The organism is Candidatus Dependentiae bacterium, from assembly GCA_018266175.1.
GTDB lineage: Bacteria > Babelota > Babeliae > Babelales > RVW-14 > JAFEAY01.
Window position 1 is genome coordinate 91705 of sequence record JAFEAY010000025.1, and the last position, 14445, is coordinate 106149.

At 40.0% G+C, this 14445-nt stretch carries 10 protein-coding genes and 1 tRNA gene; 8 read left to right on the forward strand and 3 right to left on the reverse strand.

Translation table 11 applies throughout. The annotated features are described in order from the left end of the window. Positions 1–25: 25 nt before the first annotated feature. The 8 genes from JST56_06150 to JST56_06185 all read left to right on the forward strand — a co-directional run bounded on the left by JST56_06150 (position 26) and on the right by JST56_06185 (position 12647). Positions 26–101 (forward strand) — tRNA-Ala (locus JST56_06150). 212 nt (positions 102–313) lie between these two features. Next, a complete protein-coding gene (locus JST56_06155) occupies positions 314–844 on the forward strand; it encodes a hypothetical protein (protein MBS1988539.1) in 531 nt (176 codons plus the stop codon). 126 nt (positions 845–970) lie between these two features. Continuing rightward, a complete protein-coding gene (locus JST56_06160) occupies positions 971–2536 on the forward strand; it encodes a hypothetical protein (protein MBS1988540.1) in 1566 nt (521 codons plus the stop codon). Between the two features lie 17 nt (positions 2537–2553). Then, positions 2554–5919, forward strand: coding sequence for a hypothetical protein (locus tag JST56_06165; protein MBS1988541.1), 3366 nt, complete (start codon positions 2554–2556; stop codon positions 5917–5919). A 168-nt stretch (positions 5920–6087) separates the two neighbouring features. After that, positions 6088–7239 (forward strand): pyridoxal phosphate-dependent aminotransferase, encoded by a 1152-nt coding sequence (locus tag JST56_06170; protein MBS1988542.1) that lies wholly within the window; start codon positions 6088–6090, stop codon positions 7237–7239. A 4-nt stretch (positions 7240–7243) separates the two neighbouring features. Next, complete coding sequence (locus JST56_06175) at positions 7244–8674, forward strand: UDP-N-acetylmuramate--L-alanine ligase (protein MBS1988543.1); 1431 nt, start codon at positions 7244–7246, stop codon at positions 8672–8674. An 80-nt stretch (positions 8675–8754) separates the two neighbouring features. Further along, on the forward strand, positions 8755–10962 hold the full coding sequence (locus JST56_06180) for a hypothetical protein (protein ID MBS1988544.1): 2208 nt from the start codon (positions 8755–8757) through the stop codon (positions 10960–10962). Positions 10963–11084: 122 nt separating this feature from the next. Next, entirely contained in the window at positions 11085–12647 is a 1563-nt protein-coding gene (locus JST56_06185; GenBank protein ID MBS1988545.1) for an AAA-like domain-containing protein, read from the forward strand. Positions 12648–12653: 6 nt separating this feature from the next. On the opposite strand, the gene JST56_06190 is transcribed toward JST56_06185, so the two are convergent. The 3 genes from JST56_06190 to trxA form a co-directional block, all read right to left on the reverse strand. Further along, positions 12654–13634, reverse strand: coding sequence for a cyclase family protein (locus JST56_06190; protein ID MBS1988546.1), 981 nt, complete (start codon positions 13632–13634; stop codon positions 12654–12656). Next, on the reverse strand, positions 13631–14020 hold the full coding sequence (locus tag JST56_06195) for a nucleotidyltransferase substrate binding protein (GenBank protein MBS1988547.1): 390 nt from the start codon (positions 14018–14020) through the stop codon (positions 13631–13633). The genes JST56_06190 and JST56_06195 overlap by 4 nt, the downstream gene beginning before the upstream one ends. Positions 14021–14099: 79 nt before the next feature. After that, complete coding sequence (gene trxA, locus JST56_06200) at positions 14100–14420, reverse strand: thioredoxin (GenBank protein ID MBS1988548.1); 321 nt, start codon at positions 14418–14420, stop codon at positions 14100–14102. Between the last annotated feature and the right edge of the window lie 25 nt (positions 14421–14445).

The following is a 14445-nucleotide window of genomic DNA, read 5'->3' on the forward strand; positions in this document are numbered from 1 at the left end:
CTAAAATATCAGGACATATTTATGAGGGGCTATAGCTCAGTTGGTAGAGCGCATGAATGGCATTCATGAGGTCACCGGTTCGACCCCGGTTAGCTCCACCAACCTTCGCCAAAGCTTCGGTTGGCAGGGCCAGCTTCTTTAATGGCTTGATGCACATAAAAGAATAAGCTTTGATAGAAATATGCGAAGGTTGTCCGCCGTAGCTTCTTGACTGGCCATAGCTTTACGCAACGGCAGTTATGCGTAGGCCGGACTCATACTGCCAATTTTTTGAAAAACTTCATGTCAGAACCAGTTTTCTCAAAGGTGAATTGTGATCCGCAAGCACCATATCCTACTCCTAAAATTCTTATCAGTCGCATCACTTTTTTCTACGATGCTTATTTTCTTAGTCTCATATCATGGAATCAAAGACGGCATTCATAGCTTGATGCTTTTTTGGTCTTTGTATGTTGTATGTATTCCTGGTGCTCATGGAAAAATTCTAATCGGTGTTCCCTGCGGCCGATTTTTTAATATCGTTCCTTCAACCGAACCCTACATCTGGAGCTTTATGGTTGTGCTTAACATCCTCAGCTTTATTTTCAGACCAGAGATTTATCAAACAATTCTGCCAACTCAACTGCTTTACTTGATTATCACAACACCCTATCCATGCTGGGCAACATTTGCGACTGCATTTCCTGGAACATTTTACCGTTCACTCGTAGGAGTCCATCACTACAAAGCCCGGCATGCTATCATCCGATTGCTGCTGATCATCGGCGGCATCATTGCTTTTCTCTTTTTTACTCACAAAGAGCTCATCACTCTTCTGCACACAGTTGCTCATCACATTGGCTAAGAAAACGCCTTTTCCTTTTCCTTTTCCTTTTCCTCCAAAAGCTTCAATCTATTGACGCAGAATGCCACTTTTTGATTTCCTAACAATATCGGTTAGAAATTTTTTTCATGATTGAGGAGAGAGTCAATGAAGAAACTATTGCTTATTATTCTTGCACTCGCATTTTTGAGCAGCAATGTGAAAGCTGCAACGAGCAAAACATTTTTCATGCCACGCAGCATGCATACAGACAATCTTATCACAGGGGCACAGACAAATCATTTCATAGCACATAACAAAAAAGCCGATCGCTTCTTGCTTGATGCTACGCTCTTTTACCAAGAGTCCACCAACGGCAAAGATCTTGCGCGCTATATTTTGCCTGAAAATAAAACTGAAATAACCATCAAAGGATCAACTGCTGGCGGCGATGCTCCTGATATTTCTGGCACATGGTTACAGATTGGCGGCAAAGATGCAACTACACCCCTTGAAGAACTTTTCTTCAATAGCTTTTCTTCCAAAGTCAGCATCCGACCAGAGCTCAAGCGCTTTGGCTCGACGTTTTATCTGTACAAAGCACTCAGCTCAATCTGCAAAAGCTTATGGTTTGATGCAACGTTTCCCTTTGTGCAAGTTGAAACGAATCTTAATTTAAAAGAATTTGATGTACAAAATGCAGCTGAAAATCGAGGAAATATTGAAAAGTTTATTTTATCTGACCTAGGTGGAGACCCTGCACGTATTGAGCAAGCGACAATGTATACCATGCTTAATGCCACAGAAGGACTCAATAACCCAAGCTGGAACTACGGTAAATTCAGCAATGGAGTACAAAAGCTTGCAGGGCTTGCAGACATAACACTCAAGCTTGGTTATTATCCTATTAAAAAAAATTCATACTTTCTCAATATGTATTCTCAACTGATTATTCCAACAGGCTACAAGCCTACTATCAAAAATGTTTTCGAACCTATTGTTGGTAACGGTAAACACGTTGGACTTGGCGCTGGTTTTGCAGGAGAAATTCAATTCTTTAAAGATGCATGCTGGGAAGCATCTTTTTCCAGTAATTTTGATTATGCATATCTTCTTGAAAACCGCCAAAGACGTTCTTTTGACCTCATATCAAACGGCGAATTCAGCCGTTATCTTCTTGTTTTTGCTCCTAATATCGGAAAAGATACAGATCATAGAACTCCAACACCCGGAATCAATATTTTTTCAGAAATTATGAAAGTTACCCCTCAATCAGAAATCAATTGGACAAACCAATTAAACCTTTCATGCAATAATATTAACTTTAATATTGGATATAACTTGTGGTGGAAAGATAAAGAACAGGTAAAACTTGCACATGAATGGAACAAAGAAGTCGCCATTGAACACTTCAGTACACAAGCAGACTTTCCTTTTAGATTAGAATCATTTTCTCAAGCAAGCATCAAGCAAAGTATTAACCAGGCTGGGGCTAGCGATGGATTAGTTGGTGACAATCCAATTATTAAGCTTGTTTCAAAAGACAATCTAAATCTTAACTCAGCATCTTTTCCGGGCGCAATTGGGCATACAATTTTTGGATCAATTGGTTATGCAACAGATTGGAAAAAGCAACCAATAAATCTTAATTTTGGTAGCTCATACCAAGTAAATAGCAGCAAGAAAGTAATGCAGGACTGGAAAATTTGGTTGGAATGCTCTCTTAATATTTAAAAAATAAGGGTAACTTAATGAAATTAAAAATTCATAAAGCTATAATCTGTCTTTTAATAGCTTTATCTCTATCTTCATCCCCTACTTCAGCAATGAAAAACCCATGGGATGGAATAACTGACATTACAACTTTAAAAAAAATTAAATTAGGACTAAAAACATCAGCCGATAAACGAGCCCTTGAAGAATATATACTTCGGCTTCAGGCCTCAATCGCATCCCCTGCTTCTCAAGCAGCTCTTCAAAAAGCTGAACAAGAAGCCCAAGCCGCTAAAGATGCTCGAGATAAAGCAGAACAAGAAGCTCAAAGACTTAAAGCCGAGCTCGATGCAAAAGATAAATATATAGCGGAAGCCAATGCTAAGCTTGCACAAGCAAAGAGCAAGGGCCCTGCAGCTGCACTTGAACTAGATACACCAACATTGTACAGCACGCTCATCAAAATTATAAATCAAGATGCTGACCAACGCGTAAAAGATACCTCTACACAAATCTTTATGCTTATTTTTGAGCGGGCAGCCCAAACTGCAACCAATGCATTTATGAAGCCTTCAGCAGTAGACCCTATGAGCGTTGAAAAAAACTTTGCAGAGTTTGTCATGCGGGCAGTTTTTATAGATAAGCTCATTGAGTCTGTCCAGATGCTTGATACCTGGGACTTTGATGTCAACTTCAAGAACACGATTCAAGGAATTATTACACAAGATACAATCAAAAAAATAAACACAACGGCTGTACTTCACGTAACAAAAAAAGGAAATAATCTTGCCAAATTCGAAGCAGACTTTTTGGCATCCGCCCAGACGAACTTTGGATCTGATCATGCAGCCTTGTACAAAAATTCTTACGATCGTCTTTTTGCTGATCTAGCTGGGCAACTTCCAGCACCTGGATCCATTCCTCCAATGCCAGCCCCCTCTGGGCCACCACCTCCATTTGGAGCACCACCACCACCAGCTTTTCCAGGAGCCTTTCCAGGAGGACCCAGCCCAGCTAAAGTTCCTGGCGCACAACCAGGAACACCAACTGATGCTGAATGGATAAACGTTTTGAAATTAGCTAACACGAATATTCTTTTATTATCAAACACACCAAATCAGTTAGCCGGAAAAGGAAAAAAAAGTTCTGGCGATCCTTATAAACCAACAGATATTGTTGAAAAATGCTTAACAAGCGCTCTTGAGAAACTTGGATTTAAAGCCTCAAGCAAACCCGATCAAAGCTTAATTCACAATTCAAACGAAGCACGTGAATACTTTTTGATTCATGAGTTACTAAAAAAAATATACGAATCAAACAAAACAGAAACACTCTCCAAGACAGAAACATTTCGCACGCAGCAATTTGTATACGAACAAATCAAACTCCTGATTAACAACTTTAACACAGCAGTCGATGCTGATAAAAACCAACTGAGCAAGGAATTATCAAGCAAGCTGCTTGAAATTGCACTTGCCCCAGAAGCACTAGAACCAGAAAGATTTATAGGTTTTACACAACCATTTTCTCATATTCTCCGGATCATTAAGCTGTACACATTAAAATTTGATGATCCTGCAAAATTCAAGGCTGAATATGATAAATCAAGTTTAAAGCGTGCACTTGTTTTTATTATCGGCGAGAAGCACACAAATAAAATATTTGATAAATTCAAAGAAATTGTTCAATTTGCAACCGATAAAGAGGAAGAACAATTCAAAGCTAAAGATTTCAATGTTATTGGAGAGTTTATTAATAAAAAAACTCTTGATGAAACTCAAAAAGATACCTTCAAAAAACTTGAAGCTCAATTAAAAGAGATACAAACAAAACCATATAAAAATTCACTTGAAATTAAAAAAACCATCGATGCAATCATAGATGCTATTAAGACAAGTGACTTAAGTACCCTGATAGACTTAAATGCCGAGGGCGCAGATTACCTAGGCAAAATGGCAACAAAATACGCAACCGAGCAACTTATTCCAAATCTTCTTAATAAAGTTATTGAAGCGATTTTAGCAAAGAAAAACATCGGAAAGACAACTCAAACACCCGATTTATTAGAAATATTCTATGATAAATTTTCAGCTCACGGAGCTCTGCAGAACCTTCCTCATGATCTCTTAGTCACAACCAAAGCAATGCTACGCTCTGTTGATAAAATACAAGCAGGTTTTAAAAAAGAGTTGGGACGTGATTTAACGATAGATGAATTAACATGCTTGGAAAAAACTATAGAACCTCTGAAGTTTATTGATAAATTGATTGATGAAGACAAACCAGATCAAGGTTATGTATACAAGCAATTTCTTTCAGCTGAAAAGCGAAAAGAAAAGGAACTTAATACTCCCAGCGATAAACTACCACACGAACAACTCATCAATCAAATTCTTCCTATTTTTCTTAATACTGAAATGCTTATCAAACATGCTGACAAAGATATGAAAATTCACCTCTCAGTTAAAGATAGACTTGAACAGCTCAACGCAGAGCTCAAAGCCTATAAAATACGCGAAGCAACTATTATCTTACTCTCGTTAATTGCAGAAGCTCATCCAGAAGTTTACTGCACACTGCAAGCCCCTGCACCAGCAGTAGGATTACCGAGTGGACCACCGCCACCACCGCCACCACCGCCACTTATCGGAGCAGGACCACCTCCAGCACCACTAGCAGGAGGAGTTGGGGTAGGAGGATTAACGCTTGTCAGTGACAAAATTTCCCAGGATTATCTAACCTCACTTAATGCCTTGATGCAATCAAAGCCCGCTTTTAGAAATACGATAATGAAAAATATTGTGAACTACCGCAACTTTTTAAAAATTTTTGATAGCGTCGTTGCCTCTGGAATTTTTAACCGAATAAAAGATGATGTCACACGGATTACTCAAGCTCGATATGACTTTAAAGAGATTCTCGAGAGCTTGGATAACAAAAATATAAAAGCATATAATCAATTTGTTGAAGCAATTGCACAAGACTTTACCCCGCTTAAAGATATTCTTGCAAACGGTACAGTAGTTCCAGGTATTACCAGAAAAATACAGGCTAACGACTTAATTGAAGGAATGTTTTTGAAAATTGATGCAGTTGAAAAATCTCAGGTTAAAGACAAAATCAGCGATATAAAAAATGCAATCGATACAAGGCTAGGGGCTCTTGCAAAAGTAAATAATGCTACAAAAATGCTTTTCAAATCAAGTATTATAAACTATCTAGACACTATTAAACAACAGCTTAGTTCTATTTTACAAACCCCTCACGACAAGCAAGAGTTTAAGCCTGAAGATTATTCTGCACAAGCAACGGCTTACCAGAATAAGCATCCACGCAATCTCGCGTTAATTCCTCTAGAACAAAAGAAAAAAATAAAAATCAGTAAAAAAGTTCCTGTCTCTTAAGTTTAACATGTGAATCTTCGAAAAAAAGACGCTCTTTCTAAGAGGCTGCAGTAATCTGCAGCCTCTCTTATTTTTATCTTCAAATCTTTGCCCAATAAGCAATCACCCGCTATACTCCCTGCTGTACAAATTACCCTCCCCTTTCACTTCTTAATGCAAGGATAAACCATGCTTGAGATTCCACTCTCCGGTATCAAAAAAATTGAAGAAATTGCCAAAAGCAGCAATGAATATATTTCACTTTCTCAAGGTGCTTTACGGATTGGCGGCATTCCTGGAAAAATTAAAGAGTATGCGCAAACGCTCATGGCAACCGACAAGACCGACTATTACGACAGCTGCTGGGGTCTTAAAATTTTACGCGAAAAGTTAGCAAATTTTCTTTCAGCTCGTTACATGACCGATGTTCGTGTCAACAACATCATTCCAACCCATGGTTGCATTGGCGGACTTTCGCTTTTGTACCTGAGCATTTTGAACCCTGGCGATGAGGTCATTGTTCCTGAACCGGCATACCCAGCATATGATATTTTAACCCAAGCAAGCCGAGCACAAGCGGTCCATGTTTCTATGCTGAAATCACAACCTCACGATAATGAGATGTGGGAACTTGATGTTGAAAAAATAAAAGCGGCAACAACCGATAAAACTAAAATCATCATCTTTTCCAACCCTTGGAACCCCCTGGGAATTATTGTTCCACAAAAAACTATTCTCGAACTGGTTGCATGGTGCGAACAAAAAAAGATCTTTTTAATTGTTGATGAAGCATACAGCGATTATGCTTTTGATGAACTCCTCACCTCAATCGTCCCACTCGTTATGAAATCGGACTGGGTGATTAGCGCAAACACTTTCTCAAAAAATTTTGGCATGAGCGGCTGGCGCGTTGGCTACCTGGTTGTTCCTGAACGGCTGAATAAAGCACTGGCTGGTATGCAAGATGCTCTTTTGAACTGCTTGAACAATGTCTCGCAACATGCTGCAATGTACGCCCTTGACCATCAAGAAATTGTGCAACATTTTCATACGCTCGTTCGCTACAATCGAGATATGACCATGCGCATGCTTACTCCACTTGTTGAGCAAGGCATTATTTCTGTCCAAAAGCCTGTTGGTGGATTTTTTGCATTTTTTAAAACGCAAGAAGCTCATGCAACCGATTTATGCATGAACATTGTGAATAATGCTAAGGTTACGCTTGTTCCTGGAAATTCATTTGGTCCATCGGGTGATTCGTTTTTAAGGTTATGTTATGCTCGTGACACAGAGCTATTGGAAAAGGGCTTGAATCGTTTGGTAAATTTTTTAGGTAAATAATTTTATGTACAAAAAACACGAGCACATCCATTTTATGGGTATCGGGGGAATAGGAATGAGCGGCATTGCGCGCATCCTTAAGCTGCAAGGCTACACCGTATCAGGCTGTGATGAATGCACCACCAGTAAAACAGTCCAAGAACTCCAAAAAATAGACTGCATCATTCACGAAGGGCACGACGTCACCCATGTCCATGATGCTGACGTTTTAGTCTACTCCTCTGCAGTAAAACCGGACAATCTTGAAGTTGTTGCCGCAATGCACAAAGGTATTCCGGTCATTCCACGCGCGATCATGCTTGCAGAGCTTATGCGTACCAAGTACAGCATCGCCGTTTCGGGTGCTCATGGCAAAACCACCACCACGTCACTCATTGCACATATTTTGATTGAAGCTGATAAACAACCAACCGTCGTTGTTGGAGGTGTACTTAAAAATATCGACACCCAAGCCTGCCTTGGAGAAAGCAACATTTTAATTGCTGAGGCCGATGAAAGCGATCGATCACTCCTCTATCTCAACCCCACCATGGCAGTGGTTACCAATATTGATGCTGAACATCTTGATACCTACAAAGATTTAGATGACATCAAACGCACGTTTAAAGACTTTCTCGCTCGTCTGCCCTTTTATGGCAAAGCTTTTTTATGCAACGACGACGAGCATGTTCGTGCTATTTTGCCGTTACATCACGTTAATGTTGTTAAGTATGGACTAACCGATGATGCCGACATTATTGGAAATATAACCGATCTTGGCAAATCGCAATCGACGTTTCAAGTCTATCGCAACAGCTTTGTTCCCGAACGAGGCGTTAAAGAAAAGCAATTGTTGGGCAGCATCACACTCAATGTCCCGGGTATTCATAATGTCCAAAACGCATTGGCTGCACTGGGAGTCTGCTTAGAATTTGAAGTCCCTTTTGCAAGCATTGCTCATGCACTTGAAAATTTTAAGGGCGTCGAGCGTCGCTTTGAATTCAAGGGAACCTACAAAGGTGCTGAAATTTTTGACGACTACGGTCATCATCCAACCGAAATGCACAGCACCCTTAAGGTGGCTGAAAAGCGTAAAGCAAAGCGCTTGATTGTTATTTTTCAACCACACCGCTTTAGTCGTACCATGCATTTATGGAATGACTTTGTTCAGCTGTTTGTCAAAGAAGATGCACCCTACCAAGCTGCAACTATTTATATCACCGATATTTATCCGGCATCGGAAAAACCGATTGAAAATATTACTAGTTTGCGCCTTGTTGAACAGATCAAGGAACTCCGACCAGGCCTTGATATCCGCTACATCCAACAGCACAATGAAATTGCAGAATTAGTCAAAAACCAGCTCCAGGAGGGCGATTTGCTCCTCACGCTTGGAGCTGGCAAGGCCTACCAGATAGGCGATTTGCTTGTTGCGCTGGGTAAAAACGGAAATTGACAAAAGTCCAAATCCACGAGATCATATGCTCACTTGAACAAGGTGTTCAAGCGTATCTGTTTATCGTGGAAAGGACATCAATGACAATGCACAGGAAATTGCTCCTTGCAGTCTCCAGTATGCTGGTATGCGGAAGTTTTACCGTACATGCAGCAAAAATCAACCAAGATTTAGCACGCATCGTAGAGGTAGAACAAGAAGTTGAAGCGAAGCCACTTTTAATGGCAGCAAACACAACTCCAATACTTCAAAGCAGCGCTCGAGCAACTCAGGGAAAATTCTCTCCCGTCGTTATTAAAAAACCGGCAACAGCTGGTGTTAAAGTTCCCTTTGTTTTCAAGCAAGGCGATTCGGAACTTACTATTGGAAGCATCTCGAAAATCTCACATGTTTACCAAGATGCAACCTATCTTTTGAACCGACAGATCCCTGACCAATGTGAATTTTTCAAACACAGCATCGACCTCTTTTTTGATGCAAAATTTGGAAAAGAAAAATTTGGTCATACCGCTGTTGAATTGTTTACCGACTTGCGCCACAAAGGTGTTTGGGGTAAGCAAGCAACCTTTGCGGATAAATACGAAGCAGGAAGCGTTGGCGTTTCAAACGTAAAACTTTCCGAATCGGTATTTGGTTATCACTCACACGGAACAGGCAAACCGCTTGTTTATGTTAAAGATGGATGGCTCCAAATGAGCTTGAACGCTATTTTTGGCGTAGAATCCGTTAACATTCATACCTTAAAACTTGGTTGGTTCCCGTTTGATCTTGGTCGCGGTATTGCGCTTGGTTCAATGTACGGTGCTAACAAAGAAATTTTGGGTCTCTATTCATACTCAGATGATAAATCTGCTCCGGGCATTTTGCTCAGCGGCTCTTTGGTCAAAGATGTTGTGAGCTACGATCTGTATTATGCAAAGTTTGAAGAACGCAGCAAGAGCATTTCTGATACGCTCAACGGTGATAAAAAGCACTGGGTTGGCCGACGTGCATCTCCATGGAGAGGCGTAAACAAAGATGATGAACTGTTTGCAGCACGCATTAAGTTTAATTCTCCAGCTCGCTTTGAAAAATTTGGTGATCTTGAAATTGAACCATACTTCTTTGTAAACGAAGCTTCAGACCAACAAATCGAAATTGCTCCGGACGCATCAACACGCCTGGGCGCAACCGGTATTGCAATTGAATACAGCAAAAACAACTTTGAATTTGGTGGCGAATTTGCATCCAACTTTGGTCGTGAAATTGCGCATGCAATTGATCGTAACGTAACCAAAATAACTCGTATTCCTAATGTAAATGCTGCTGGAGTACTTCTTGATACGCAAGATCAACTTGCAGAAGTTTATTCACACGTCATAGACACTACACCAGGAAATATAGTTATACCAGGAACTGCTACAGATGAAGCAAGAAAAGTTCTTTCTACTGCTTATGCTACTCCATCAAACAACAATACTGTGTATCAAAACAATGTTAACCCTGCAACGGGACTTTTGATTAATAACAATCCCGATCAAAATATTGCAGGCGTCGTCCAGGTAGGAAGCAAACCAGGCAGCAACGGTCTTCAAAGCAAATCTGACCGCTTCCGTCCAGAATACAAGAGTCACTTCAATGGCTGGATGGGCGTTGTTGACGCAGCATACACTTTTGACGAAGCAAACTTAAAACTTGCAGCCGCCTACGGATATGCAACCGGTGACACCAACCCTCATGCAATTGAAGCGGACAAAGAGTTCAAAGGCTTTGTTGGTCTTCATGAATGGTATGCGGGTAAACGCGTAAAGAGTATTTTGGTACTTGATGAGCGTAACCTCAGACGACCTATCAGCCTTCCAGCAAACTCATCTGCATCTGCAGCCGTTGACTTGAGCTTCAGCGACTTGCAACACACCGGCGTTAGTCTTGAATGGAAGCCAGCACTCAAAGACAAAACTTTGATGCTCAACCCTAACGTGATGTTCTTCTGGAAAACACATACTTCTAAAAAGTATGATATTGCAACAAAGAAGACAACAGACCAAGATGCACGCAACTTTATGGGAACTGAATTAAACATCATTTCCAAGTATGTGCCAATCAAAGATTTATCGATTTTTGCTAACGCAGCAGCATTTATCCCTGGTGGATTTTTCACTGACGTGCAAGGCGTAAAACTGAATGGCGACTATTTTGAAACAAATATTCCAAACGATGCTCGTACCGATGCCGATGCTGAAGAAAACTTCAGACTCAGCACAAGCACAGCATTTCACTTGAATATTGGATTTGAATATCGATTCTAAAAATAAGACTTTTTTCTTATTCAGGGGCAGCACTTAATCGGTGCTGCCCTTTTTTCATTTGCACGTTGTGGTATTATTGAAAAGAGTTTTTCACAAATTATACCTGAATAGGGGATATGATCATGCGCTTTTTTAATACCGCAGGCCCAGTTAACCCTGAAAACCACTACTACGTGCCGCACCGCTTAAATGCAAACGAATTACAACAACTTATAGACCAAAAAAAATATTTTGTTCTTCATGCTCCTCGTCAGAGTGGAAAAACAACCGTTTTGCTCAAATTTGTCAGTGAAATTAATGAAGCAAGCAAATATCAAGCACTGTACGTAAACGTTGAACCTGCACAAGTAACACGAGGAAATGTTCACGAAGGCATGAAAACTATTTTACAACTATTTTTGATTGCTATTTTACAACAAATCCCAAACTCACAGAATCTTACAAAACATCTCACAGAGCTGATCCAGTCATCAACCCCTCCAGCAGCTATGCTCCTCACTTTTTTATCTCACTGGGCAACAGTAAGCCTCAAACCGCTCATCCTTTTTATTGATGAAATTGATTCACTCATCGGGGATACCCTCATCTCAGTTTTGAGACAATTACGCGCCGGGTATTCAAGTAGACCGCACGCATTTCCGCAGACTGTCTGCTTGGTGGGAGTACGAGATGTTCGCGATTACCGTATTTGGTCAGAACAAGAACAATCGATGGTTTTAGGTGGAAGCGCGTTTAACATCAAGGCAGAAAGCTTAATACTTCCAAACTTCTCACGCGAACAAGTGCGTAATTTATATGAACAACATACGAAAGAAACTGGGCAACAATTCACTGATGAAGCTCTTGAGTATGCATTTTATCTCACTCAGGGACAACCATGGCTTGTCAACGCACTTGCATACCAAGCATGCTTTCGAAACATAACAGATCGTAGTTGCGCAATTACCAAAAATATTATTGAACAAGCAAAAGAAACGCTTATCTTAAGGCGTGACACACATATCGATGTTTTAGTTGACCGCCTCCATGAACCACGTGTAAGAAGTATCATTGATGCAATTATCAATGGCGATCAAGAAAGTCTTGATGTTTCAACTGATGATATTGCATATGTTTGTGATTTGGGACTTATCGCCAAAAAAGAAAAAATTTTATGTATTGCAAACCCAATTTATCAAGAAATAATTCCTCGAGAATTGTCATACGCACTACAAGCAACGATTGTTCAAAAGACAATCTGGTACCAAAACCCTGATGGGTCTTTGAACATGCACAAAGTACTACAAGCCTTTCAACAATTTTATCGAGAACATTCTGAAATTTGGATCGAGCGAAATAGCTATAAAGAATCGGCCCCTCACATCATTATGATGGCGTTTCTACAACGCATTGTAAATGGCGGGGGAAAAATTCATCGCGAATATGCACTTGGGCGCAAGCGTGTTGATATCTCAATTGAATGGCCAGCTGGAAATCAGCGGATTGTTGTTGAGCTTAAAATTAAACGATCACAAGAATCTTTAGAAAAAGGGCTCAAGCAAACTGCAGAGTATATGGACAAAGCAAATGCAACTGAGGGGTACCTGGTTATCTTTGACCCTTCTGATACAAAATCGTGGGATGAAAAAATCTTCACACAAAGTCATACCGTTGAAGGCAAGACCATTCCTGTATGGGGTGCATAAATTATTTTACTGATGACACAAAAATACCACACGCGCTGGAGATTCTGTACCACCAACAATTGGTAGATGTGACACTAAAAGATAACCACTTTGAATTGGAAGATTTTCTACAAATTTTAGGTTTTCAAGAATAAAAATATTTTTAGGTAATAAAGCTTTATGCAATAACTGCAAAGAACCATCGCCGCCATCAGGAGATAAAGTATCAACCCCTATTCCTAGAATTTGACGTTCTATAAAAAGTTCAGCCGCATCTCCATCGATTTTTGGAAAATGCATCGTGCCTGCAGCGTCTGCATTTCGATAACCAATGGCGTCGTGCCACCGACTACCCCAACCGAACATAACAAGAAACCAACTGTTCGGAATTATTTTCCCATGCTCAGCTTCAAACTGCTCAATCACATTTCTTGTTAGAATAAAATCGGGATTCTTTTTAATATCAACATACATGACGGTACAAGGCGCTTGAAGCTGCTGTGAAGTTATTTGTGAACAATCAAGTCCCCCCTGAATGATATGAGCAGGAACATCAAGATGAGTTCCCAAACCTGCATTCATGGTTATTTTCTGAACACGAAATGTTTGATCGTAGTCATTTGTTACATTTATTTGCAGCCCACAGCGACCATCCCAGGTTGGCATAGAAGAATTAATCTGATGAGAAAGATCGATAAGGTCTGCACTCAAAAATAGATCCGGCGTGTAGGGAATCAGGCTACTTTGAATTGTTTTTTTAAATTCATCTGAAATATATTGCCAAGCAATCAAGTCGATACCAAATGGGAGCATAAGCTGAGATAGGCCATATTTTATGTGGGCAAAAACATCCCCGGAAACCGGTGACATTAAACACAAATCAAGATCTGAATACTGATTTATAGAACCCTTTGCTCGTGAGCCATAGGCATAAAACTGATACGGATATTGAAGTAAAAATGCATCAATAATTTTTTTGTGTTTTTTATCAAGAATAAGTGACATCATAGTCTCTTTATTTTGAGAACAAATAAATCAAGTTCGTCTGCAAAAGTTGGCAGCGACTCAAAAACAATATCAGCTAAATGGCCATCATAGGTATGGACCGTTAAATTTCTTTTTTCTATAAAATCATTCCATGCTTGAACATTATCAATCAGGCCTGAGGAATGAGCATGTCTAAATACACTCCTTGGGCTATTAACATTCTCATCAATCCCTTGCTCAATTAAAATCTTACGCATAATCTTCCAGCTCATTTCATAACAATATTCAAAACACTTAATTGCCCCTGTAATTTCAAGACGACTTTGAGCTGTTTTAATTGCCTCATTAAGCTGAATTTGCGCATCAAGTAAAGGCTGTATGAGAATTTTGCCATTGAGAATGTACATAAAAACAACCCGTTTTTGATAAAAGATTGAACCATCTATTATGTAAGCCGTAAGTTGTAAAACTTACGGCCCATATTTTTTATTTCAGGTGCGTATCGATTTTTCCCTTGAGCGCATCTTTATTCATGAATCCGGTCTCTTTACCAACCACTTTGCCATCTTTGAAAAAGATGAAGGTTGGAATTGAAGAAACGTTGTGCGCAATTGCAAGATCACGCTCTTCATCAATGTTCAAGCTCACCAGCTTAACAGTTCCTTCAAGCTCTTTTGAAAGCTCTTCATAAATAGGAGCCATTTGGCGGCAAGGGCCACACCAGGTTGCCCAAACATCAACAACCACAGGAATCGTAGACTTAAGAACTTCTTGCTCAAAATTTGCTGCGTTAACACTTTCTGCCATGATTTATAAATCCTTCTAACAAATA